General features: G+C 43.4%; 23 protein-coding genes and 3 pseudogenes. 12 read left to right on the top strand and 14 right to left on the bottom strand.

Annotated elements, in window-relative coordinates; all coding sequences use genetic code 11:
• Nucleotides 1-121 precede the first annotated feature (121 nt).
• On the top strand, nucleotides 122-1,654 hold the full coding sequence (locus tag ACMYSN_RS17985) for an EAL domain-containing protein (RefSeq protein WP_462495669.1): 1,533 nt from the start codon (nucleotides 122-124) through the stop codon (nucleotides 1,652-1,654).
• Nucleotides 1,655-1,908: 254 nt separating this feature from the next.
• Here ACMYSN_RS17985 and ACMYSN_RS17980 read toward each other — a convergent pair whose 3' ends face one another.
• The 4 genes from ACMYSN_RS17980 to ACMYSN_RS17965 form a co-directional block, all read right to left on the bottom strand.
• Entirely contained in the window at nucleotides 1,909-2,535 is a 627-nt protein-coding gene (locus tag ACMYSN_RS17980) for an IbrB-like domain-containing protein (RefSeq protein WP_462495668.1), read from the bottom strand.
• Nucleotides 2,532-3,743 carry a phosphoadenosine phosphosulfate reductase gene (locus ACMYSN_RS17975; protein WP_462495667.1) on the bottom strand — a complete coding sequence of 404 codons (1,212 nt, stop codon included), beginning with the start codon at nucleotides 3,741-3,743 and terminating at the stop codon, nucleotides 2,532-2,534. The genes ACMYSN_RS17980 and ACMYSN_RS17975 overlap by 4 nt, the downstream gene beginning before the upstream one ends.
• A gap of 367 nt (nucleotides 3,744-4,110) precedes the next feature.
• Complete coding sequence (locus ACMYSN_RS17970; protein WP_462495666.1) at nucleotides 4,111-4,575, bottom strand: hypothetical protein; 465 nt, start codon at nucleotides 4,573-4,575, stop codon at nucleotides 4,111-4,113.
• The gene (locus ACMYSN_RS17965) at nucleotides 4,565-5,371 is read right to left on the bottom strand and encodes a winged helix-turn-helix domain-containing protein (protein WP_462495665.1); all 807 of its coding nucleotides are present in this window, start codon (nucleotides 5,369-5,371) and stop codon (nucleotides 4,565-4,567) included. Before ACMYSN_RS17965 ends, ACMYSN_RS17970 begins: the two co-directional genes overlap by 11 nt.
• A 761-nt stretch (nucleotides 5,372-6,132) precedes the next feature.
• On the opposite strand from ACMYSN_RS17965, the gene ACMYSN_RS17960 reads away from it, so the two are divergent.
• The 8 genes from ACMYSN_RS17960 (at nucleotide 6,133) to ACMYSN_RS17925 (ending at nucleotide 13,771) form a co-directional block, all read left to right on the top strand.
• Complete coding sequence (locus ACMYSN_RS17960) at nucleotides 6,133-6,516, top strand: hypothetical protein (protein WP_462495664.1); 384 nt, start codon at nucleotides 6,133-6,135, stop codon at nucleotides 6,514-6,516.
• Between the two features lie 241 nt (nucleotides 6,517-6,757).
• Nucleotides 6,758-7,279 carry a fimbrial protein gene (locus ACMYSN_RS17955; protein WP_462495663.1) on the top strand — a complete coding sequence of 174 codons (522 nt, stop codon included), beginning with the start codon at nucleotides 6,758-6,760 and terminating at the stop codon, nucleotides 7,277-7,279.
• A gap of 86 nt (nucleotides 7,280-7,365) precedes the next feature.
• A complete protein-coding gene (locus tag ACMYSN_RS17950; protein WP_462495662.1) occupies nucleotides 7,366-8,049 on the top strand; it encodes a fimbrial biogenesis chaperone in 684 nt (227 codons plus the stop codon).
• A 48-nt stretch (nucleotides 8,050-8,097) separates the two neighbouring features.
• Nucleotides 8,098-10,689, top strand: a complete 2,592-nt coding sequence (locus ACMYSN_RS17945) for a fimbria/pilus outer membrane usher protein (protein WP_462495661.1) — start codon at nucleotides 8,098-8,100, stop codon at nucleotides 10,687-10,689.
• Between the two features lie 13 nt (nucleotides 10,690-10,702).
• A complete protein-coding gene (locus ACMYSN_RS17940) occupies nucleotides 10,703-11,656 on the top strand; it encodes a fimbrial protein (protein ID WP_462495660.1) in 954 nt (317 codons plus the stop codon).
• Between the two features lie 14 nt (nucleotides 11,657-11,670).
• Nucleotides 11,671-12,378, top strand: coding sequence for a hypothetical protein (locus tag ACMYSN_RS17935; protein ID WP_462495659.1), 708 nt, complete (start codon nucleotides 11,671-11,673; stop codon nucleotides 12,376-12,378).
• Between the two features lie 111 nt (nucleotides 12,379-12,489).
• On the top strand, nucleotides 12,490-13,302 hold the full coding sequence (locus tag ACMYSN_RS17930; protein WP_462495658.1) for a winged helix-turn-helix domain-containing protein: 813 nt from the start codon (nucleotides 12,490-12,492) through the stop codon (nucleotides 13,300-13,302).
• A 64-nt stretch (nucleotides 13,303-13,366) separates the two neighbouring features.
• The gene (locus ACMYSN_RS17925; RefSeq protein ID WP_462495657.1) at nucleotides 13,367-13,771 is read left to right on the top strand and encodes a hypothetical protein; all 405 of its coding nucleotides are present in this window, start codon (nucleotides 13,367-13,369) and stop codon (nucleotides 13,769-13,771) included.
• Nucleotides 13,772-13,990: 219 nt separating this feature from the next.
• On the opposite strand, the gene ACMYSN_RS17920 is transcribed toward ACMYSN_RS17925, so the two are convergent.
• The 8 genes from ACMYSN_RS17920 to ACMYSN_RS17885 all read right to left on the bottom strand — a co-directional run bounded on the left by ACMYSN_RS17920 (nucleotide 13,991) and on the right by ACMYSN_RS17885 (nucleotide 21,398).
• On the bottom strand, nucleotides 13,991-14,899 hold the full coding sequence (locus tag ACMYSN_RS17920) for a fimbrial protein (RefSeq protein WP_462495656.1): 909 nt from the start codon (nucleotides 14,897-14,899) through the stop codon (nucleotides 13,991-13,993).
• 17 nt (nucleotides 14,900-14,916) lie between these two features.
• Nucleotides 14,917-15,420 carry a fimbrial protein gene (gene fimG / locus ACMYSN_RS17915; protein ID WP_462495655.1) on the bottom strand — a complete coding sequence of 168 codons (504 nt, stop codon included), beginning with the start codon at nucleotides 15,418-15,420 and terminating at the stop codon, nucleotides 14,917-14,919.
• A gap of 11 nt (nucleotides 15,421-15,431) precedes the next feature.
• Entirely contained in the window at nucleotides 15,432-15,962 is a 531-nt protein-coding gene (gene fimF, locus ACMYSN_RS17910) for a fimbrial protein (RefSeq protein WP_462495654.1), read from the bottom strand.
• A 7-nt stretch (nucleotides 15,963-15,969) separates the two neighbouring features.
• Nucleotides 15,970-18,603 carry a fimbrial biogenesis usher protein gene (locus ACMYSN_RS17905; protein WP_462495653.1) on the bottom strand — a complete coding sequence of 878 codons (2,634 nt, stop codon included), beginning with the start codon at nucleotides 18,601-18,603 and terminating at the stop codon, nucleotides 15,970-15,972.
• An 81-nt stretch (nucleotides 18,604-18,684) separates the two neighbouring features.
• The gene (locus tag ACMYSN_RS17900; RefSeq protein ID WP_462498281.1) at nucleotides 18,685-19,359 is read right to left on the bottom strand and encodes a fimbria/pilus periplasmic chaperone; all 675 of its coding nucleotides are present in this window, start codon (nucleotides 19,357-19,359) and stop codon (nucleotides 18,685-18,687) included.
• A gap of 74 nt (nucleotides 19,360-19,433) precedes the next feature.
• Nucleotides 19,434-19,973, bottom strand: coding sequence for a fimbrial protein (locus tag ACMYSN_RS17895; protein ID WP_462495652.1), 540 nt, complete (start codon nucleotides 19,971-19,973; stop codon nucleotides 19,434-19,436).
• A gap of 74 nt (nucleotides 19,974-20,047) precedes the next feature.
• On the bottom strand, nucleotides 20,048-20,593 hold the full coding sequence (fimA, locus tag ACMYSN_RS17890) for a fimbrial protein (RefSeq protein WP_462495651.1): 546 nt from the start codon (nucleotides 20,591-20,593) through the stop codon (nucleotides 20,048-20,050).
• 385 nt (nucleotides 20,594-20,978) lie between these two features.
• Nucleotides 20,979-21,398 carry a hypothetical protein gene (locus ACMYSN_RS17885; protein WP_462495650.1) on the bottom strand — a complete coding sequence of 140 codons (420 nt, stop codon included), beginning with the start codon at nucleotides 21,396-21,398 and terminating at the stop codon, nucleotides 20,979-20,981.
• Nucleotides 21,399-22,191: 793 nt separating this feature from the next.
• Here ACMYSN_RS17885 and ACMYSN_RS17880 point away from each other — a divergent pair.
• Both ACMYSN_RS17880 and ACMYSN_RS17875 read left to right on the top strand, forming a co-directional pair.
• Nucleotides 22,192-22,273: pseudogene (locus ACMYSN_RS17880) on the top strand (tyrosine-type recombinase/integrase); the annotation flags it as partial.
• A gap of 65 nt (nucleotides 22,274-22,338) precedes the next feature.
• Nucleotides 22,339-22,543, top strand: a pseudogene (locus tag ACMYSN_RS17875) (IS3 family transposase); the annotation flags it as partial.
• Between the two features lie 14 nt (nucleotides 22,544-22,557).
• Here the strand turns inward: ACMYSN_RS17875 and ACMYSN_RS17870 are convergent.
• Nucleotides 22,558-23,508 carry a fimbrial protein gene (locus ACMYSN_RS17870; RefSeq protein ID WP_462495649.1) on the bottom strand — a complete coding sequence of 317 codons (951 nt, stop codon included), beginning with the start codon at nucleotides 23,506-23,508 and terminating at the stop codon, nucleotides 22,558-22,560.
• 10 nt (nucleotides 23,509-23,518) lie between these two features.
• A complete protein-coding gene (locus ACMYSN_RS17865; protein WP_462495648.1) occupies nucleotides 23,519-23,800 on the bottom strand; it encodes a hypothetical protein in 282 nt (93 codons plus the stop codon).
• Between the two features lie 639 nt (nucleotides 23,801-24,439).
• On the opposite strand from ACMYSN_RS17865, the pseudogene ACMYSN_RS17860 reads away from it, so the two are divergent.
• Nucleotides 24,440-24,774: pseudogene (locus ACMYSN_RS17860) on the top strand (transposase); the annotation flags it as partial.
• Nucleotides 24,775-24,974 lie beyond the last annotated feature (200 nt).

Below are 24,974 nucleotides of genomic sequence, written 5' to 3'. Positions count from 1 at the left end.
AAACAGTTAGATGTTAATTACTTGATAATTTTAACTTTATCGACCATATTATTTTTAATATAAAATTAAGTGCTTCCGATACCACCAGTGTAATCGATTCTTCCTTGCCCAAGGTATACAAATGCACAACAGGCTCATATCCATCGTAGCAGCCGTGACAATGTTTGTATTGGGTGCCTTTATTTTGAATACTCAATTTTGGTATGCTGCACGCGCAGACAGCCTTGCCGGGGCAAAGTATGCTCTAAAGAATATGAATATGATTCTTAATGAAGCCCGCCTTGCCACCCGAACAGCAATAGATATTGTCGAAAAAGGCTGTGGCCCGGAAGAACAATATCGTCTCGGTACCGAAGCATCGCTTCAACCCCATCTCAGGACTATCATTATTCTCAGGGACGAAACAGTCTGGTGCTCATCCCTGCCAGGGAATCGCGTGCTACTGATTCATGCCTCCAGACTGCCAATTTCACCATTGTTACTTATACCTTCTGGCGGCACAGTAAATGGACTTCCTATTCTTTTAGTTCAGACTGTATTCGCTGACAGTCGTATCATGGTTACCGTGAGCGATAGTCATATCCGGGATGCGTTGGACATCCCGATAAAAGATGTGAGGTACGTACTGAGGGTAGGAAATAATGTTATCGGTATGTTTGGTGATGTAACTGCAATAAATGAAACACAGCATCATCCTGTACACATGGTGGCGACAGAATATCCCTTCAGCATTGAATACGACGCACCCGCTTTTTTCAGTCTGCAAAACCTGCCGAAAATGATAAGCCGCTCCTGGGGGGTCTTATTGTTTTTACTGCTGATATCCTATCTTACTGCTTACATTCTGCATAAATATCTCAATACAAATACGCTCCCTGAAGATGAACTCCAACGGGCAATTGAGAAAGGTGAGATCGTCCCCTTTTACCAGCCCATCGTAAATGGCGCAGAAGGAACGCTCCGTGGTGTTGAAGTGCTGGCCAGATGGAATCATCCAATAAAAGGGTACATATCACCAGGTTCATTTATATCTTTAGCAGAAAAGTCAGGATTGATAGTGCCGCTAACGCAAAGTCTGATGACTCAGGTTGCGTCCAATATGAACACCATTGCCAGTAAGTTACCGGAAGGCTTTCATGTTGGAATTAATTATAGCGCTTGCCATATCGCGGTACCTACATTCATTGAAGAATGTTTGAAATATAAGAGTAGTTTCAGCCGTCATGATTTGAATCTGATAATTGAGGTGACGGAACGTGAACCTCTTAATATCGATAAAACACTTATTCAAACCTTGAATAAACTTCATAAAAAAGGATTTTATATTGCGCTAGATGATTTTGGGACCGGATACTCTGGGCTTTCTTACTTGCAGAAGCTCCACATCGATTACATCAAAATTGATCAAAGCTTTGTTAGCAGGGTAAATGAACACGAGTACTCGACTCTTATACTGGATTCCGTGCTCGATCTGGCACATAAACTTTCAATAAGCATCGTTGCCGAAGGAGTGGAAACGCAGGAGCAACTCGAGTATCTAAGTCGGAAAAAAATCACATTTATGCAAGGATACTATTTCTTCAAACCTGTCTCTTTCGCTGAATTAACAAAGATTTTGTTATCCAAACCTAAAGTCCGGGTGATCGTTGAATGACGACTCAAACTTCTGGCTGGTGAAGTTAATGTTCACTTCCCGCTTCATCTGCCATCCCGTCAGTATACCTTGACCTGCGAAATATAAAGCCTGCTTTCCAGGAAGCATCCAGACAACGAATAGCTGCAGCTATACAGCATCTTAATGCATCACGCACGTTTGTTATCCGTCTGGAAGAGACTAAACGCGTATTTCTTCTCAATAGCGTGTCCCGGACGATGCGCAGACCTCTTAACAGCGGGTCGCCCTGTATATTATTTAACCGTCCAGGCTTGGGAGAAATGCCGATCGCTAAATAGCTCGGTCAAACCACTAATTTGCTTCAGGCGCAAAACCTCATCCGCATCCATACCCAGCTCTTTGCTGATTTTTTCGTTACTCCAGCCCAGGTTCGCCAGTTCCCGGACAATTTCCGACATTGAGTTAATTTGATGGCGCCCACGAGCCCGGTTATGGCGGATGGTTGCAGCCATCAACGCATCGCGCTGGGTGCTGCTTTCTGTCAGGCAGGTAACTGGCAGATATCCCTTTAACTCTTTTTTTAGGGCCGTTTTGCCGTTCACTAGCTCGCGGCGATGAAAACCATCAACGATAGTATACTGTTTTGGTTGCTGCTTCAGTACGACAATTGGCTGTGTGAAGCCGTTCGCTTCAAGGGAGGTAAATAGCAGACGCTTTTCCGGTGGAGCAAGGTTATTTGGATTGTAGTCATTGGGCATAACCTCTTCCACCTTGACCCACAATACACAATCGACCGGCTGAGTTCGAAACGGACTGTGGCGATGCAAAGCCTGACGAAATTCGTTTAATGCACTGATTTTTTCTTCTTCTGGCAGTGCAGCCATATATTCTTCAAGTTGTGCAATTAGCCTTTGTTTCATAATATCCCCCATTGTTGACGCTTTTTGTTCATTCGCTGACAGTATTTTTTATAGTTAGTGGCCTTAGTTGGACTAAAAGATAGCTGACGGCACCAGTAATCATTATTTAGCAGCACTTTGCAGATTCGCCGCCAGGACGGTATATCCCGGGAGCTGGTATCGCCATCCTGACTATCGGGAATATCCTCCATTCCTTGTTTTTGATACCAGTGAAGGTAGACGGCAATTTTATTACGATAATGCTCCGCAGTATTCCGGGGCATGCTGTCGAGTAAAAACAGTGCATAGCGTTTCCAGCTATGGTGCGAAGGTTTATCGAGCTTACGGTGGCCGTAAAACTGGTTGTCATACCCGGCGTAAACACCACCACTATGAACTCCATTTACTCGCTGGCAGATAGCGGCCCAGCGTTCAGGCTCAAGTACATGATAGAGCCATAATCCCTGACGTTGTTCTGGGCCAAAGGGTTCGCAGATTCGCATATAACGCAGCGGCACGCCCGCCTGGTACATCAGGTCATAGAGAGGATTATAGGTATAGCCATTCTTGCTAAATAGAGTCCAAATATCGGCGGTTTTCCAATCATAAATTGGGTACACGTACCAGGTGTGGCCTCCAGGGGCCATAGTGGTCCAGGGTTTATCGTCTGCGAAGCGCTGCTTACGCTGCGAAGAGATCGTTCGAAAACGATTGAGTGATTCATCGGAGCGGATACCAACCATCATCGCAGCTGGTCGGTTTTGCGAAAACCAGTCGGCGAAGCTACGAACGAACTCTTCAAAACTCATACCGGTAGTATAAAAAGGGAAATAGGCTGGATCAGTAATAGCTTCGACGGGGGGCTGACGCACCCAGTTAGCTCCAGGTTCCCAGCACTGCCATTCTGGAGAAAACTGAGTGAGTGCGTTTTGAGTAGTTAAGGGCAGGGCCACCCAATAAAACTTTTCAATTACATCCTGGTATTCAGCATGAATTTTTTCACAATGGTTAATTGTGCAAGAAAATTGAGCCTCCCAGTCAATAAATAGCACACTGATTTTTTTTCTCATTTTCCTGGCACAAAGTGCGGCAAGATGCAGCATTACGGTAGAATCTTTTCCACCGGAAAAAGAAATGCAGATGCGTGAGAAGTTTTCAAATACCCAAAGAATACGCTGCTGACTTGCCTCCAGAACGGACTCCTTCAATGGGATTTTAACTAATGACATTACCAATAATCCTTTTAGGGAATGTGTTTACATATAACTATAAACCATACCCCCTCAAAAGTTAAGGCCTAATGTTATATGTAAGATATTTTTTTCATCAATTAAATTTATGTTATTTTTATTCACAATAATGTGGGCTTTTGTTTTACAGGAAAAACCCTTAAATAAATCTTTTTATTTCTTAGTTGTAGTTGTACCGCACTGCCGTTAAAATCCATTTTAAACATAATCTATGAATGGCTATCTTATTGATTTTAAATGTTATTTATATGCCACTCAGCTCCATCAGGTTAACCATTTCATAACTGTAGTAACTTACGAAACATTCTATTCCATCAGTTTTAATTTTGACGTAACACGATGGTAATCAAATTTTAGTGCAGATAAAAACGGGGATCCCGAGGTTAGTAAATATGTAGCCTGACTTACCTTGTTTAAAAATACGAACCCGGAAACCACGGTCTTTATAGAGATAAAAATCGGGCACCAACGTATCAAGCATTCTTGCCTGGGTATCACTTAATGCAGGCGTTGTTGAAAACATGACGATGCTATCATCACGACGCATGTAATCAAAAGCAAGTTGATGCAACAATCGCACATTTTTCATTCCTGCTTCATGGTATTCCCCACGCGCAATAACTTTACCTCCCCCGCCGTTAAAGATGTATTTCACCTGAACAGAATAACTCCGCTTATCATCAGAAAAGGTGATATTCCCGCCGCAGGAGAAATGGTTATGACGATAATTATAAACCATCTGTGCGAGATAAATTAATATGATTAGCATTGTTAAAATTACAATAAATAGATTTGCCGATTTACTCTTCATTTTTGTTATCAACCATATACAGTTTTGTCAGGCAGGACATTGCATCCTTCATATTTTTATCACAAAGATGCACGAGAACTCGCGTTTCTACATTATTTATTGACATATAGGCCATCTGCCCGGATTGACACTGAATGTTTTTCTGTTGGATAAAATCCAGGTATTCAACATGCTGGCGGAACATACTCCCTCCGCTGGCATATACTTGACACTGGTTCATTTCACCAAGAAATCGGTAATCAGAAAAGAAATCAGTATTCTGTCGATAGTTAGCATAGAAACGATGCGAAAACATAATGAACGTAGCCAGCAAACACAGTATCAATGTTAAATTGACATAAGCTTTACACCTACCACTCAAGAATGGTGTGGATGTGATTTTTACTTCCGGGGTGCTTTCCTGTAAAGCACCATCAACCGGTTCCGCCTTAACCTCGGGAGATTCAGGGGGGATATCAGGATGATCAAATGCCACCATCCCGGTAAAGCGCAATCCTTCTTTTGGCACAGTGATGATAACACTTTCCTCAATTCCCGATATTTTCAAAGACTTACGCAAAATATGTATATTCTGGAAATAAGTATTAGAATTGGCATATTGGCCATTATTCTCCCACACCTCAGCAATAATCTCGTTCTGGCCGACAACTTCACCTTCACGCTGCAGTAACAGCAAAAGACAACGGCTGACCGGAATATTCAAGGTAAGAGCTACCCCTTGATTTCCCAGGGGCTCCAGCCGATGTTCGTCTGGAAAAAAAATCACTTTCTCGTTTATTATATAATTTCCTTTCATTTCAATATCCTAATATGCAATCTAATAAGGCTACCAATCAATCTCTATAGTATTCAGCACAAATGTAAACAAGACCTTAATAAGGCCCGTTGTTTTTTCTTAATAATTATTTTATGCATTAAATACAACAAGATACAACAACCTCAAACAATGCATGGCCCAGCCCCCGACTCACCCCTCCCTGTCAGGGGCTTTACTCCTTAAGTTTCGGCAAACAAGCGCACTAATAAACTTAAATAAAAAAAGTTAAGTATGAATATTCCTAATGTTGCCCTAGTCTTTGTCTTATCCAGTCACATCAGGAAAATGATGATGGGGGGGGAGCGAAGGAAGCACGCGGTGATATAAGGAGATATAAACTGATTCGAAAATTAACCCAATGGCAACATGTGCTGCATTATCAATCAATCTGGGGCGTGTCTCTGACTTTACATATCTTCACTCCCTTATGATGGTGCCATATTAATCATGGTGTTATTGTATAAAACAGCATAATACACTGACAAACTTGCGGTAAGTGGGTTTTTAGGTTGGCATTTTCGATGATATGACTTTAAGTTGCATGTTATTGCAATTCCAATATGAGTGGTCATATCTTCCATAAACTAAATGATAATCAGGTTTATATGCTGCATTTAACATTGCGCATACAAAATAGTTCTTTTTTCTGTTTGATTGCATGCATGTATCACTGAGTTATATTATTTCGTTTCCATCCTGGATGGATGATAAAAAATTCTTGTATTTGGAAGAGACATGTTATGGAGAAGGAACTCTTTGGATTCATTATCAACCATGATGTCCAGTTTGATATTTCCAACAGAAGACTGGTCAGAATAAGCGCGGTACATTCCGAACGCACTGTTATTTTTGGTGCCGCATTGCTTAATGAAACTTTAGTACGTTTTTTACGATGCCTGTTAACCAAAACTGTTAGTGGTGAACTTAACGTACCGAAAAAAGTCATTTTGAAAGAGGTTTGGGAGGATTATGGCATGAGCGCATCCAGCCAGCTGTTATGGCGAACGGTTCGGGAATTGAAAGCTAAAGTGGTTTCAGTAGGCCTGGATGACGATTTCATTGGAAGCGTTAGTGGACGCAGCTATTCGTTAAATACCAACGCCATTACTCCGTTATTTTATTGAGTCCCTGGAAAGCTGTGATCATTCCAATGCAAGTAAGGATGCTATTTATTTCTCAAAAAAACCTTTTCCCATTCTTAATATTAATCTTAAGATTATGATTTTAAAGTGTTTTTCTTATTCATCAATTTATTAGTAGGAGCGATTATTGTATTTTGATAAATTTTTAAACGTGAGTTCATTATCCACTTTAGATAGAAACTCATCATTTACAACTTGAGAAAACATCGTTTAAGGATTTCATATGAAAAAGTTAGCTATTTCCGCAGCCATCATCTCTTCATTAACTCTGTCTTCCGTTGCATTTGCTGATGACGGGAAAATTAACTTCGTCGGCAGCATTACCGACGTTGCTTGTACCGTGACAAATGATGTCAGCAATCCACTAACCGTCACACTGGGAAATGTGTCCCGTACTGTATTTACTGGTGCAGGTTCAACAGCAGCCCCAACTAAATTCACGATTGCATTAACCGAATGTCCGGATACTGTCACCTCCGCCACAGTAAAGTTTGACGGAGTTTCACATGCAGTGGAGAATACCATTTTGGCTCTAAATGATGATCCCGGCGTAGCGACCGGCGTTGGTATCCAGTTAGCGGATGTCAACAACAATACCATCCCTCTTTACACAGCGTCTCAACCATATTCACTTGGGGGCGGTAGTAACAACCTCGACTTTATGGCGCGTTATTATGCAACTTCAGACACCGTAACTGCTGGGCCGGCAAACTCCACCAGTAATTTCACAATAGTTTATAACTAAACTGGGTGAGTATTCCGCCTCTTTGACTTTCATATGTCGGGAGGCGGTTTATTTGATTCGACCACGATTTGAGAGTTAATTATTACATGAATATTTGGTTTAAAGCTTTGGCCCTTTTCACTGTTATGGGTTGTCAGTTGTTATACGCCAGCCCTGGTGGCGTAACTATTGGTGGTACCCGCCTGATTTATGATGGCAGCCGGAAAGAGGCCTCTCTGAGCGTCACCAATTCTGATAAATCCCCATATCTCATTCAGTCATGGGCAGAAAATCAAGACGGTGGAGCTGAGAAAGTCCCTTTTATTGTGACTCCACCGCTGTTTCGACTTGAGGGTAATCAGCAGAACGTTCTGAGGATTGTCCGGACGGGCGGTAATCTACCGGAAGATCGTGAATCACTGTACTGGCTCAGTGTTAAATCCATACCCAGAGGACAGCAGCAGAGCGATGCCAATACTCTGCAAATTGCAGTCAAGAGTCGTATCAAACTGATATATCGTCCAGCAGCACTTTCTGGTGTACCGGAGGATGTGGCCAACAAACTCAAGTGGAGTATTTCCGGCAACAAACTGACTGTCAATAACCCAACACCGTTTGTTATGAATTTCAAAGAGGTGAAAGTCGGTGGGCGGGATATTAAGGATGCCACTTTCGTGCTTCCGATGAGCCAGGCAACATTTACAACACCTTCAGGAGCCACCGGAACCGTGAGCTGGAAGCTGATCTCCGATTACGGTGGTATTGGCCCAGAACATACAACAATACATTAACGGCCCGAAGAAAATTTGCCGGTAATAATACAGAGTGGAATATATCGGATGAAAGGAACTTACTATTACCATAATCTGCCGAGCAAAGTGATTTTGAGTGTGGCAACTATACTATTTCTGCCAACTGGTATTATTTCGAGTGCTTATGGCAGGGACTATTTTAACCCCGCATTACTGGAACGAGTAATGTCAGCAAAGGATACAAAGGATACAATTGACCTTTCGGTTTTCGAAGACGAAGATGGACAGACCCCAGGAGATTACCGGGTAGATATTTTTGTCAATAATGAAAAAGCTGACACGCAAACTGTTACATTTCAGGCAGTCAATGATGAAGAAGGTAATAACCGTCTTTTCCCCTGTATTGCGGTCGATGACCTCGCCAAATGGGGTGTTCTGGTCGTAAAATATCCGGAGCTGGGAGCCGATGGAATATTCTGTGCCCGCTTGTCAGCCATTCCTCAGGCGAGCAGTGAATTCCGCTTTAATAAGCAACAACTCTTGCTGCATTTTCCCCAATCAGCCATGAACAATTCTGCACGTGGCTGGGTAGACCCCGAAATATGGGATGATGGTGTTCCTGCCGCACTACTGAACTACAGTATTAGCGGGGCCAATAACTCAGCCAGAAGCAGTTCCAGGAACGACAGCAATAGCCAGTTCGTTAACCTGCGGCCAGGTTTTAATATCGGTCCGTGGCGTTTACGAAACTACACGACCTGGTCACGCGCAAGTCAATCAGGCGGCGTAACCACAAACAAGTGGAATACCGTTTACACCTATCTTCAGCGCGATATCCGGGTGCTTAAGAGTCAATTTATCCTTGGGGATAGTACCAGTCCATCAGACGTATTTGACAGCGTCCCGTTTCGAGGCATCCAGCTGGCATCCGATGATGACATGTTGCCAGAAAGCCTGCGCGGTTATGCACCAGTAGTGCGTGGTATAGCCCGGACAAATGCTCAGGTCACGGTCCGTCAGAACGGATATATCATTTATCAGACCTATGTTTCACCCGGTAGCTTCGAGATTGATGATATGTACCCCACAGGTGGTTCTGGTGATTTAAATATCACTATAAAAGAATCCGACGGTAGCGAGCAAAAACTGGTTATTCCATTTGCCTCCCTACCCGTATTACAACGTGAGGGGCGTCTGAAATACAGCATAACGACTGCTGCCTATCGTTCATACGATAGTCAGGTGGACAAAACTCCTTTTACACAAGCAACGTTAATCTACGGACTTCCTCTCGGCTTTACGGGCTACGGAGGCGGTCAGTTTTCTAGTGTATATCAGTCACTGGCTCTGGGAGTGGGTAAAAACTTAGGGCAATTAGGTGCCATCTCCATTGATATGACCCAGGCATGGTCAAAACGGCACCAACAGAAAAAAGAAGATGGTCGTTCTTTCCGTGCTCGTTATAGCAAGAACATTATAAGTACCGGGACTAACTTTTCTATTGCCGGTTATCGATATGCCACTGACGGATACTGGAGTATGTCTGAGGTTATGGATACCAAGCGTGGGGAATATTTTTACCATGATCAGGACCGCCGACGTAACCGGGCAGAAATGACAATGACCCAAAGCTTAGGGCAAGAGATGGGCAGTGTGTCATTAACAGCCATTCGGGAGGATTACTGGAACAGTAACCGACATCAGGAATCTTTAGGTACGAGTTATTACAACTCCTGGAATAATATCAGCTACGGACTGAATTACACCTATAGCCGAAACCTCAGCCATAACGTGGGAGCGAAAGGGAGCGTAGACAATAGAGATCATGTATTTGCTTTCAATGTCAGTGTTCCGCTGGACACGTTGTTTGGTCGACATAGCCGTAATTCTCTTTATGCCAGCTACATGGTCAACAGTAGCAAAAAAGGTAATACCACCCATAGCGCCAGTATCAGTGGAACAACACTGGATGGCAACAACCTGAGCTGGGGCGTTCAACAAGGATATGGCACTAAAGGCCAGGGAAATAGCGCGGCTGTTAATGCTGACTGGCGGGCTACCTACGGGGAAGTCACCGGTGGGTACAGCTATGACAAAAACTCCCGTCGCCTCAACTACGGCCTGCAAGGCGGGTTAGTGGCTCATTCAGAAGGAGTGACGCTTTCCCAGCCGCTAGGAGAAACGGTAACTTTGATTGCGGCTCCTGGGGCGAAAGGAGTCTCCGTAAGTAATCAGACTGGTGTAAAAACAGATTTCAGAGGGTACACGGTCGTGCCATATACCAGCCCGTACCGCAGAAATACTATCGCACTAAATACTGAAACGATGGGCGATGACACGGAAGTTGCAGTGAACACGCAAACCGTCATCCCGACCCGTGGTGCGGTGGCGAAAGCAACATACCAGGCAAGCGTAGGTGTCAGAGCGTTGATGGTGCTGGCGCGGTCGGACGGACGACCAGTACCCTTTGGCGCGACAGTCACGCATGGAGGTGATAATACCGACCAGGGATTTATTGTGGGGGATAGTGGTCAGGTATATCTGAGCGGGCTGGATAAGAGTGGGACTCTGGACGTTAAATGGGGCAAAGGAGCCGGGCAAAAATGCCAGGCAACATATCAAGTTAAAAGTGAAGATGCTGCAACGGGTATCCAGAACCTGAATGCCCAATGTTTATAATAAAGGGGTTATAGTGAATATCATCAAATGTCTGATATTGTGTTTTGTTATTTTACCAAATGCAGCGATGGCTTTTCGTTGTGTTCCTTCTGGAGGAGTTGTTTATGTTGATGTCAATCTGTCTAACGCAACAGATGATATTATAATAAAAGACCTAAGTGAAAATGTTTCTTGCAGTGGCATTGCTTCCTACAAGGATGCGCTGCGAACTACAAGTACATCAACATACATTTCACCTGAACTCAAAAACTTGGGATATAAAGGGTTTGTGAAAATATTTAACGATACATATCTTATGCCAGTAGGATATAGATGTGTATGGTTAGATACTGCATGCTCACCACCGCCAACAGGTTGGTTTCCTTTAAGATTAGCAATCGGCATGCGCCAAATTAATCCAACAAGTCAGGCAGGTATAAACATTCCTGCCGGAACAGAAATAGCAAGCTTAAGAGTAGAGCAACGCTCTAATATGGGGAATTCTTCAGGTCCTCTGCAGTGGTCATGGCCTATAACTTGGTCATTTGTTTTAAACAACCCGATGGTTATTCCAGCGAAAACATGCAAAGTAAATAATCCGAATAATACAGTTGAATTGTCAGAAGTCAAAAAAAATGCATTGCTAAATAACCCAGGAAGGTACCCATCCGGAAAAGACTTTAATATCGAGTTGGAGTGTACACCACAGACAAAAGTATCTGTTAAGTTTGAAGGAACCACCATGCCGGGCCAGGATAGCGTCCTCGCTAATCAGACTACTGGTGATGGTTCAGCTGGCGCATCCGTTGGGATCCAAATGTTGTATGACAACAATCCTGTTACATTAGGGCAGCCATTACAGGTGCTTTCGAACGCGCAATCATCAGAGCAATTACCTTTTTCCGCACACTATTATTACAATGGTGGAGCCGATATTCAGGCTGGTAATGTTACCGCAACAACAACATTTAATTTCACATACCAATAACGATGAAAACATTTATGGAAGAGCTCAACACAGAACAGGATGCTCCTTTGGTAATTGTATCTAATCTTTCATTAAGAAAACGGATAGTTTTCATTAGCGACAATGTATGGTTGTCGGAAGGGATGAGATATAAACTGGACTTAATGGTTGATGTTATTGACTTTATCTCATTTACTGAACTAAATACAGATGTTATTAATTGTTTTGACTTTAATCGTGACATCATCGTTTATGCATCCAGGAAATTTATTTCTCTGGAAACTCTGGATTATCTTAAGGATATTTATTCTTCAAAAAGAAAATCCAACCCCTGTTTGAATCTTGATTTTGTATTTGTCGAACCCTTATTAATGCATTTGTTTATGAATGCTTTTAAGGTAAACAGACAGTGGGGAGGGATAAACTTCAAGCATCTGGAACACCGCAACATTAGTTTAAACAGCATAATACATACTATTAACATTGAACTCAGTGAGGTTAGCGCAGGTATAACACCGAAGTTAACAGTGCGGGAAGTTATTGTTCTTAAAATGATTGCGAATCAACGGCCAATACGTGAAATAGCCAAATCATTTCAGTTTAGTGAAAAATCCATCTATAGAGTCAGGAATGATATTGCAATGAAGTTTAATTACTCTAGCTTTATTAAATTCTATATGACCTTCATTATAAACAGCCGGCTATTTTTTAATGTTATAAAGAATGATTTAGATTTCAAATAATGAGTAAATCCTTTTAAAAAACATGTGCAAAAGGTTTGTTTTAATTGCAAAAAAAATCCTTACATCTATAATTAAAGATTATTATCACAACCTTTAATTTCCGGAATAATAATGAATCTCATCAAGGTCCTATTAAAGGATGATATTATCTACAGACCAGACCTTCATTGTGTATCCAGGTGTGATGATATTGATTCTCGAGTTATGCTTGCTTTACCTGCAAGTCTGTGTTTTTTATTATTACTGGAAAACAAAGGCGAAGTCGTTTCTCATGCTGAGTTTTATTCAGCAGTATGGGAAGTTCGTGGCGTTAATGCAACATCTAACACATTGTACCAGAATATCTCTATATTGCGTAAAGCTTTGTCAAGCTTCGGTATTGCGGATGATTTTATTAAAACCATCCCTAAACGTGGGTTTATGATTAAAGACTCTCCGGATATAAAGATGATTCGAGAGGATAATGAAACACAGCATAAATCGAGTGATAACGCTACTCTCCCACTTGACAACAATATAGATTCAACTAAAAAGAAACCATTGCTTTATGTAAAAGTGGCAATATTAATGATGTTGATGGTGACCATTTCAATCTCCTTATCATCTTTTGTAACTACTTATTTTTACAAAGAGAAAATCCCAACATATGTTGCCCCTGTTTACATTCAGTTATCTAATGCAGGAAAATGTAACGTATTCAGAAACAAAACACTTATGCCTGATTCATTTTATTACAGGTTTATTGAGGAAAACAATATTAACTGTACCAAGCCAGAGTGGGTGTATATAATTAATTATCCACCTTCACATAAAGTATCGTTAATTCGATGCAATAAACCTCTTTTTTTTGCTGCAGATAACGGGAAAGCGTTGTGTTTGTCAAATTATTATTTAGATGGTGTTGGGGGGGGGAGTGACAAGTAAAAATAAACGTTTTTTTTACATAGCTATTTTTATAGCATGTTTGCTATTTGGCGCCGGATTGCAAATGCATATTCAAGACAAAGAAAGTTCTATTCTTTGTACGTCAAATACCAAAATTCACTCAGGCAAAAATGTTCTTGAGGCTTCGTTTAGCTTTAACCTGTCATCCGGAAAAGGTTTTGTCAATATTAATGGATTTATTCTGGATAGTGACAAAAATAAAACCAATGTAAATATAAAAAAGAATTTTTCATTTTATAAAAAAGGCACTGGGTTTATTTTTGAGCAAGCCAAAAGTAACGTGTTTGATGTGAGTGCTGACGAGGCGAAATTGTTGAGTCAATTTCTGCCTGACTTTTTCATTAAAAAAACCCCTTTGTACTACTATGTTAACATTGAAAAGATAAACTCTGGGGCATGGGTTTTCTCCACATCTCGAACGCCGTATTTTATTTGCATTGATTACTAATAACACCACCTATTAATAATAGCCAGCTATGCTATGCAGTCCTTCTTTCTTCTCCATAACAGAGGGGTTTTGATGTGATGCAGAACATGGCTGTCTATACCAATTTAAATACCCCCTTCCCAATCACATAAAATTTACGGCAGCGTAGTCACCCCCCATCCATCTCCACATTTCAATCACCCATAGTAAATCGACATTTTAATTAACAAGGCTTTGAATTTATTGGTAAACAAACGTCAATCCAATAAGCGACGTTACATTACCAGCGGTAAGCTGACCACCAGTACGAGCATAGGTAGCGGTTAACCCCAGGTTTACCGGGGATGTACCCACTGTACCCAACGACACTTTACTGTTAGCTGATACAACCTCCCCATTACGAGATATCTGTACGCCAATCCCTAGCGCTGGCGTGGTGGGTGCTGTATTAGTAAAAATTGAATTAGCACTATCAGTGGTAGTGCCAGACAGATAGAAATCTAGATTTTGATTTTTCGCGCAGTGAACAGCTACAGGTAATGGCTTCGTCCCTGGATAATCGGGCAACGTTACAGTTATATTTCGTGATGAAACATCGCAACCACCGGTCGGTACGACCACATCATTGTTGGCATATATCATCCAGTTAAACGTAACATGCTCATTGAAATTGTTGCGTAGATGCAGAACTAACTTGGCAATAAGTGAGCCTGATTTAATAGCAACTCCGCTGGCGGTGCTTAAAGGCGTCAAATAAAGTGCGATGGGCCATGGTTTATCTGTCCTTGAATTATAAACAACATAAGCTGTTTCCGCCTTAAGCGGAAATGGATATGAGTATCCATTGTATCGGACGGTACCGGCGAAACTAGATAGTACACCGCCGTAAGCGGACCCTTGCTGTAGGGTAACATAATCTGTATGTGTCTCTGGATAATCATTATGGCAAAAAATTTGCGACGACAGGTCGACCACTAAATTACTACCAACCGAGACTGAAGGAGTCAGGTTAACGTAGACATTAGCATTTGTTCCTGAACCTTCGGTACCAACAGCCTGACCACTCCGAGTCTTACATGTAAAGGACCAGGCGTTAATAGACCATCCCATTAATAGCATTGTGGTAAGCATAACGATGATTTTTTTCATTAAAAAACTCTCCTGATTCAGGCATAGATATAGGTAACGCTAATCACTGCCTGAATAGTTCCCTGGGTGGCACCACCGTTGACAGATAATGCTCTGACCTTCAACGTAAAACGGGCTGATTGCGAACTATCATCCACCAGTACCGTTTTTTTTGCGCCGTTGTTGAGTGTAGTGTCGCTATCGTCCCGTAGTTCGAGTTGGATATTGCCCGCAGTACCTTTGTTTTTGTAATAACCGGTGCTATCTGCTGTTCCACTGAAGGTGGCGACCACACGAGAGGTGCCAATCGGACAGTTGGTTAAATCGAGCACGGTGCTGTGCCAGGCGGAAGTGCTGCCAGCCGAGGCCAGGCTGAAGGTATAGAGATCGCCTAATTCAACGTTAGCGTTGGTAGTGAAGACCGTGCATGGCCTGGCTACCACTTTGCCGTTAACTGTAATAGTGATGTCAGCGGCCTGTAATGTCGTAATATTTAACGCCATAAAAACTGTCAGAAGCCATCTGGTATAAGTTTTTTTCATCTTAGCCCCGATTATTGGAATTCAAGCGTAAAGGTCGCGGTGGCATACACGCGTCCGGCACTGACCGGCACGCGGGTCGCCATCAGACGGGCGTAAAAGCCTAGTGTATTTGTCTGCCCAGGCATGAGTGAGGTCCACGAGAGAGAAGAGGATTGAGTGTTGACCGGTAGTATTGTCTTCTGACTATTCAGGATCTGCACCGCCATACCTGTCGCCGCAGACGCACCGCCATCAATTTTTAACAGTTCAGTATTGTCGTTATCAGAGGTTCCGGTAAAACCGACCTTTACCGCCGTCACCGAGCTACCGCAAGGTGACAGTACGATGCGAAATGGTACCAGTTGCGTGGTAGCGCCTACTGCATTGAACTGTTTGGCAGCATGCTCCATCAAGTCGACAGTGAACTCTTTTGACTCGACCGCGACCGCGCATGCGTTATCACGAACGTAGCCACTAATGGTGATGGTGCTGTCCGCCGAGAAGGCGTTAGCGCAGACCGGCATCAGCACAGTGACCAACAAATTCGATAGTTTATTCATCATCAGTTCCTTAAATGCACTCTGCTGATAGCTTACTCAGCGCCTGCCATTGGCTCTCTTCTGGCAGGCTATAGCTGGCCACACAGCTGGAGTCCACTCCTTCTCCCCATTTCACCTGCACGCTGCCAGTGAGCGGCATTCCGTTCAGATAGACCTGCCCGTTGTCGGCCACAATGCTGCCGCCCTGGTTGCTATTTGAACTGACCATCGCCCCGAAAGGTACTGGTTTGCCGTCCCGGGTGAGGGTCATCAGTAACTTAACACCGATGTAGGTTTTGAAGTCTGCCCGCACAATCGCGCCATGCGTCGGCACCACGCTCACCACCGCCTCATCCAAATCAACGTTATCGGCGAGGGTATTGGTATCCAGTGCTACTCTGTTTTCCCTGTACTCGGTGGCGTATGGCAGCACCGCATAGCCGCGCCAGTCAGTTCTGACCCCGGTCTGGTTTTCGATCTTTACGTTATCGGTGCCAGGAGCTTTCACCAGAACCACCGTGTCGTTTAACGGCTGGCTTAATGTCACGCCGTCGGCATGCGCCAGTACCCCACCACTGACGCCATAGTACAGCTGTGTTAAACCATCGCTGCGACTGTAGCCAACGTTGGCGTTACCATAGCCGCCGCGATGGTTCAGCGAGGCATAGCCGGTCCCATTGCTCCCGACGTCACCGCCATTGGCAAAACCAGTATGCATGCTATAGCTAAGGTTATTGTCTTCCAGTAACGTGCCGTAAAGCCCCGCCATATTGGTTATCCGACCGTTCAGGTCATGCGACATGCTATAGTTGGCACTAGCATGTCGCCACGCAGACTTACTGTCGGAGCGCAGCCAGTGGCTAAATGGAATATTGACGTTGACTGCCAGAATCTGATCACGACCCTGTTGCCAGGCGTTTTTGGTCAGGTTATAACTCAGAGTCCAGTTGATATCGTCAACTGCCGCGTTCAACCCAACCTGTAATTGCTGATCCGTTTTACCGGTCGACCAGTAAGTCTGATGATTTCCACTTAAATAAAGCGTGGCGGTACGCCCCAGTTGTTGGGTGACACTGACCTGAACCTTACCGCGTTTGTTGTAGGCGAGATTATAGTAATCGGTGAATTTAGGTTTCACCTGAATCACTCCATCCTGAGTCTCTACGTCATAACCGCTCATTCGTCGGTATGTTGTATCAGCAAAGCTGTAATAACCTTTAGTGGAGTAGCGATAGCCCACTAACTGGATATTAGTGCCGATATCACTCAGCGATTTATTATAAAGAAAACGGATTGATTGCCCCTGATGATCGCTGTCATCGGATAACGTAGCGTTGGCCTGGGTAAGATCAAGCGACGCAGCACCGAGTCCCCCCATGTTCTTACCAACCCCGAGGTTAAAGGCACGGTAGCGACTAGCAAGTTGCGAACCACCGTATAGCGTCCAGCCCATGGGCAGGCCGCGTAGTACCGTACTCTGAAAGAACCTCGGTGCCTCCTGAAAATCGTTACCGCTTCGGTATTCACCTGCGGTCAGCGCGTAGCGGGTATGCCCTTCACGCTGAAGAACCGGCACCGTTGACCATGGAACGCTAAAAACCTGGTTAGTACCGTCGGCTTCTTTAATATTTACCTGCAGATCCCCCCCATTACCCGCTGCGTATAAATCGTTAATAGTGAACGGGCCTGGCGGCATCGTGCTTTGATAAACCTCATAACCGTTTTGTTTGATCGACACCTGGGCTGTGCTGCGGGCTATGCCGTGGATCACCGGCGAAAAGCCCTTCAGGCTGTCCGGAAGCATATTATCGTCGGTCGCAAGTTGGGCTCCGCGGAAATTGATGCCGTCGAAGATATCACCGTTGGTAAAGCTATCACCGAGCGTCAGGCGTGAGCGAAGCAGCGTAATACCACGTTCCACCCAGGTGTTAACGTGCTGCCACTTATTTTCATTGCTGGAGCCTCTGCCGCTACTGTAGCTCCAGGTGGAATTATCGCGCAGCCGCCAGGCTCCGAGATTAAGACCGCTTTGCAGGTTTAGATAGGCGTAATTGCTGCTACCAGCATCATGATGAACATTGTTACCTGTTAAGTTGTAGTTCAATAGTCCGGCATTGATGCCGTCATTCCACAACTCTGGTGGAATATATCCGCGCGCACGGTTCCTCATAACGGTCTGAGGAATAGTGAGATACAGGCGCTGCTGCCCGACATCGAACCGGGTAGTTGCATCTTCGATCATAGTAGTCAGAGGCATGCAAGCATCGACAGCCAGTGCGTTCATCCCGATGACCGCTGCGGTGTTAACCCCCATAGAAACCAGCTGACTACGGGTCAGGCAAGGGCTGAGCCCGTGACCGTTTTCGCCGTGCTTAAAAGTAACGTCGCGAGTAGCCATAAAGCCGTCGTTAAGATAGATATCCACACGGTAAGTTCCTGGGAGAACCTCTTGCCCGTTTTCAAAACTGGAAAGATCCGCTACCGCAGCGGGATCATCGGCCAGAAATCGAGGGTTGAAATAGAGCTCAGCTTGCGCCTGACAAACCGGAAAAACAAAACAGATCACCATGGGAATTGTCACCATAGCAAAAGCTTTCTTGTAGCGAGATTGTTGCCTGGCGCTTCGGGAACCAAAACGGTCCAGTCCATATTTGAGATGTGACATAGTCCCTCCGGTCTGAAGTCACCCGGCTGTCAGTTCTTATTGTTATGTACAGAGTGGTCCTGTCGCCGAACCGTTCCTGTGTTAACGCAACGCGGCTTTCATTTGTGGAGTCAATGCGCCATAGTCATTAATTGTGCGATAAGTGATGTCGCTACCGGCATCCGGAGGAAGCTTAACGGATGCATTACCCATTGGCGGCACCAATGCATTTTCCAGAGCCCGGATTCCGGCATTAAGTTCGGTAACCGTCAGGTAGTAAGGGGTTGGGTTATTCAACACCAACGATGAGCCGCTACGACTAAAGGTCAATTTTTCTGCCGCCTGATCAGGTGACAGCGCCAGTTTCGTTGGGCGATAGTAGAGCTTGATGCGGCTGATAATAGCCAGCTGCAAGATGTTCTCGCTGATTTTCGTTTTGTCCATCGAAGGAATAGCTTTGACGTTAATCCAGAACAAGCTTTCGCGATCCTGCGGCAGTTGGTTATTAGTGGCATCAATAATACGCAGGGTATTCTCTTTCTTTCCTTGCATGGCAAACAGTGGTGGTGTAATAACAAAACTTCCATCTTTGTCGCCGTCTGCATTTTCCACCCATGACTGAATCAGATAGGTGCTGCTATCATCATTATTGGTAACGCCAAGTTGTACCTGTTTTTGTCCTGCCGGATAGATAACCCTCGTAGCACCTAGCGCTACGCCAGCCTGCCCCCAGGAGGAATATGATAATGCGGCTATCATCAGTAATCCGTGCATCATCCCCAGTATATTTTTCACATTAACCCTTTTTGTACTCACCGTTATTTCCTGTTTCTGGCATGTCTGCTGGTTAATTACTGATAGGTCAGAGAGAACCAAACTTGCGCGCTTGCCGCGCCCCCTGTTACTTGTTTTCCCGTAGCCCGATACCTGGCTACGAAATGCATAGAGCTCGGACCATTTCGCAACCTCCTCCATGCATCTGGCGGACTATTCAGTGGAATCAATAGGTCTTGTTTATCGAACAGCGCGATACCTACACCAGTGGCAATACCTGGTCCTTCACCAACCGATAGCACGTTCGGGTTTTTACCGTCAGCTACCCCATGAAACGACACATTGAGATGTCGAATTACTGTGGCACTGCAATCGCGAAGGTGAATATCAAACGGTACGGGATTCACTTCTTCCCCAAGAGAATGAAAGCGATTACTGCTGAGCTGCCCCATATTGACCGCCATTTTCTGATCCCCTGCCTCAACACGGCATGGCTCAGCGATGATAACGCCCTGAAAACGCATGCTTCCTCCTGCTGAGGTCATATTCAAGCGATCGCCGGCCAGCAGCACTGGAGGTAGCAAAAACATCAGCAGACCTGTCTTTACTCCTTGCATCGATATCACCCCAGGCCCCCTGTTGTGGAAATGGGCCATCCTGGCCCAAAATACTTCCCTGTCCTATGTTTGGATTACTCGTACTGCACTTTGAAAGTAGCGTCTGCGTTAGCAGTACCAGCCGTAGCCACACCAGTAGCATAATAACGAGCCTGGAAAGGAATGATGTTGGTGCCGTCATTTAGCGTGGTTGCCGCGCTAAATGACGCGCCATCCAGAGTCAACGGAGTGCCCGTGCTGTCAAGGATCTGCACACCAACATTAGTTGCACTACCGGCAGCGGAGCTTTGTAAAGCCAGGACATCAGAATTGGAATCAACTGAAGTTCCGGAGAACGCAATAGAGGCTTTATTTGAAACGGTAGTATCACATTCATTTAATTGGATGTTAAAACCGACAGCGGAGCTGGTGCTGCCAGCAGTAGCAAGTTTCGCTGAACGAACCTGGCCTAACTGAATAGTTTGATCAATAGAACCAGCATCAACCGCACAGGCGGCATTGACAACTTCACCTTTGAAATGAACGGTACCGCCATTTACAGTAGTAGCAGCAAAAGCCACTGCAGAAGTCAGAGAGAAGATCGCCAGAGGAATAAAAACTAATTTTTTCAACTTAACCATTTTTTATGGTTCCTTGTAATAACAATTAAGGATGTTTAAATAAATGCGGCTTATGCTAAGGGCCAAGACCTTCTTGACCTTCTTGTCAAAAACCAATGCACCAAACAGTATTTTTGCGTGAGAAGTTAATCCACGAAATCATCTTAATGGATACGAAATTAAATCTCCTACTAATAAAAACATCAAATAAAAAACCCTTTAGATTCAATGGCATGACAATCTAATTAATAAAAAATTAAGAGAAAAACGGCACTGTGAAGGTTTTTTGTTGAGATATTTAAGGCACCCTGACTATCAATAGTAAAATACTGAGGCATTTAAAGAAATGTCTCGATTAATATTATTATGACTGGTCGATGGTCACCACTCCCAAGACAAGAAAGCATTAATTTTCACGGATTAAATCTGCAATTACTTTCTCTATAGTTTCTGGTTTCGCTTCTCTGAGTAGATACTTATATTTCCTTATACTTGAATTACATATAAACCATTTGTCGATTAACCTAAAATAATGCAACCGAATAAAAATCTTTCTGTTCATGGCGTTATCACAATAAAATGACATGTGAATGATGCCATCATGGACAAACCTCCATGACAAATGGAACAAGTAGTCATCGATATGCAAAGTTGCAATTGATGATATGCCATGCTTGCCCTCTTTAATTTTTACATTCCCTTTTTTGAAAAAATCAATAATCGAGGTATATAGAACAGATGCTGAATTATTTACAAGCTCACATCGCTCGTTTTCTTTTGCTTGTGCGTTTTTTATTTTTCTAATTCGTTGTGCTAATCTACTCATACATTACCTTATTTATACTTAAACGACCATGTTTACATAATTAGTGAGGCATTAATTCACTGCCCTGCTTAAAACAGAAAACCCTATCCATAAATATGGAGGAAACAATCTATTATCGAAAATAATATAGGAATATCTATCTTCGTCCCATGCGTACCATACATAGATAAAAATCAAGTCTTGTTTAAGATGATAGCAATAAATATCAAAAATTAATACTTAAGAATATTAACAAGGCTCTTTCATGCCCATCAAGTGATAAAAAAATAAATTAAAAATTTAATTTTAAAATCAAGAACATACAGAATTAAAAAATATATATATGACATTTTTATAAGACGACTGTTTCGTCTCGTTTCCTACAAAAAACAAAAGACAGTTTTAATTATAGAATGTTTAATAACAGCTGGGCTCATCTAAACATTGAGTTTAGTCGAATTAGAAATGATTCTCCACATCTGGTGTCTACATCCCGGATGAAGACAGCGATCTTTATTGACAGAACATTTCCCCCATTTAGTTGCGTGAAAGCTGACAAAATGACAGGGGTTATTACCCATCAGATTTTGTATAGAGCCCCCCTTCTTCAGAACTTTTCCATCTGTCCTGGCATTACCCCTATTCTCCCCAAAATGACCAAACTGTCTGCAGGCCTTGCCATGACTGGCTTCAGCAGGGATCTGAGCGCAAAAAGGATCCGCGTGCTGCGATTTATTGGCATGGCAGGAGCCGGCGTTTCAGGCCAGAATGCCTGTATCCATACCCAGTGCGTGCGCTACGTGAAAAATAACAGATGAACAGCATCATTCCCCTGCAGAATTCACCAGAACGCGTTTCATTATTACCGATTGCTCCGGGTGTCGACTTTGGGACCGTGCGCAACTGGCTGAAGCAGGCTGAACCGGGTACGTCCGTGCCCGAAGTCTGCCGCAAGCCAGGTTCTGTATGGGGTGTCATGACGATGTGTCGCCCGGGTGGAGTTGTATGCGTGGCTGCATAACCCGGTCGCTGCGAGGAATAAAGATAACCAGCGCCTGCTGGCGCTCATCTGTGACTCGTATTCACCGAGCGCAGGCGTGTACGGCTACCACCGGGTTCATGGCGATCTGCATGAAAGCGCGGAAACCTGCGGTAAAAACCGGGTAGTCCAGTTGGACATTTACTGGTAAGTGAATGTAAATGTAGTCACGGCTGTAACGTTACCCGCCTGAATGTCTGCCCCTCCATTATAATAATAGTGTGCTGTGAACGGTATCGTTTCTGATGACTGCGCATCAGTGACAACCTGTAAAGGTTTCCCTAAAATAACAGGGCTATTGTCATATAACATCTGGATCCCAACGGATGAACCGGCAGAATTGTTACCGGTAGTTTGATTAGCGAGGACGCTATCATGGCCAGACATAGTGGGGCCTTCAAACGCCACTGACACTTTTGTCTGAGGTGTACAATTCAACCCGATATTAAAGCCTTTTCCGTCCGAATGCCTGCCTGGACTATTACGTAACTCATTTTTTTTGACCTCGGATAAGGTAACAGTCTGGCTGGAATTTGTCACTGAACACCCCTTCTCTGGATTAATAGTGAGGGATGAGTTAAAGGATAAGTAAGAATAGGTCGTCCGATAATCGCCTGCCCTGCTTCTTACAAAAGGGGAAGACAAAGAAATTTTTCCTTGTCCTATATTACTGTCGATAGCATAAAACTGTAAATAAACACTTGCTAACCACCAGGAACCAGAACTCGCATTCGATCTATACCAATATTTATCTGCGTTTCCAACCATTACTTTACCGCTGAATGAGCTCCAGACTTTCACTCCCACTCCAGGAATATTGGTCTTATATATATCAGTAAAAGATGATAATTGTTGCGTTGAAGCAAAAGACACATATAAATACGGTATACCGGTACAAGATACAGAACTGGTTCCACCACTAAATGGGCCATATAAACCACCTATTGCGTCACCTGGCGATACATTTCTCGGGACCGTAATAGTTCCTGATAATGTATTAGTTTTAGTTTTAGCCGTTACGCTACATGTTGCTGCCAGGGTGATTCCTGGGAACACCAATATTAGTAATGCAATTAAATTGACAATACGCATTTCAACTCCCTTATATAATCTTTTTAAATGCTCTGATAGTGGCGTATGAGTGATGTGATTTTTGATTGCTTACATCAATAAAAGTGAACCTGGCAAGCACATTAAGTAAACCCATGCAAATAACACGAAGTTTAAGTGATAAGGAATACAAGCCCCATTTGACTTCAACAATTTGTTTTATTAATAGTATCAATAAATGACGGGGAATTTCCAGTGACAATATTCTTAAATTTAATAGCCCTTTAAAATCAATGGTATAATCTGTTTTTGTAAGTGAGTAAAATGTTTTCATGATAAATTTCCGCAACATGAATGGTAATGAACTGTTGTCATTAGGGAGTTTTAGTCTGTATGTTAGCTTCATAAAAGAAGGGGGGTAACATATAGAGATGTTTTTAGTTCCCCCCCATCCTTTTGCACCGACCACATCATTTTCCTGGGTGAGGAATCGTTTCAGAAAGTGAAAAGAGAGCACCAAACCCCGAGTGAGATTTGTGTTGTGAAACAAGGATATGATTCTGGCGACCATAGCTATGAGAAACACTAGTTTCAATAAAATAGTTTTAATGATAAAAGTAACAAAAAAAAATGACAAAGGGATTAGCTCTCTTGTTAAAGTAAACGTAAGTTTTTTAGAGTATATGTAAATGCGTAAGTAATTACGTAAGCCTGTCAGGCTGAATCAAAAAACAGCCAATAATATAAATGTCATCATGAATATTTCAATTGATACAAGTCAATTGGCTGTGGGTTAGAGATTATTTTTAATGTGATAACAACTTATAACATCTAATTATCTGTGAATGTTGAATGTTCTCACTAGTAAAGTTATCAAATTTCCTCTGGAGAGACTGTAAGTATCCCGCATAATCGAGCCATTCACTTTTAGAGATCTTCCGACATACTGATTATGTCCTCTGAGGAGATCACCATGCGTAAAGCCCGACTCACCGAACACCAGATCATTGCCGTTCTGAAGTCCGTCGAAACCGGATGTACCGTAAAGGATGTCTGCCGTGAAACCGGTATCTCTGAAGCCAGCTATTACAACTGGAAAACGAAGTTTGGCGGTATGGAAGCCTCTGATATCAAAAAAATGAAAGATCTCGAGGACGAAAATCGTCGTCTCAAACAGATGTTTGCCGATCTCAGCCATGAATGCCAGGCCCTGAAAGACGTTATCGCTGAGCAGCAACGGTGTATTTTTACCAGCCCGACACCCGGCGTGATGAACCAGTGACCAAGATGCTAACCGAGCTGGCAGAGTGCTGGCTGACGGAATATAGCAGCGAGTGACCGCATGAATCCCTGAACAACCCTCACGATCGTATTCTTCTCTAAGCAGCAGTACGCACAGGCTGGGTAGTTTTAGGTGATTCCGACACGGAATTCATTGCTAGCCGAACAATCTGGTGGAAATCCCATGAAAAATAAGTAATTGCATGATGTGAATCGCTAAACTAAAA

The sequence above is a fragment of the Klebsiella sp. R445 genome (assembly GCF_051131755.1).
Lineage (GTDB): Bacteria > Pseudomonadota > Gammaproteobacteria > Enterobacterales > Enterobacteriaceae > Klebsiella > Klebsiella lignicola.
The sequence above is the reverse complement of the archived record's forward strand: the minus strand, read 5'-3'. Positions and strand labels throughout refer to the sequence as shown.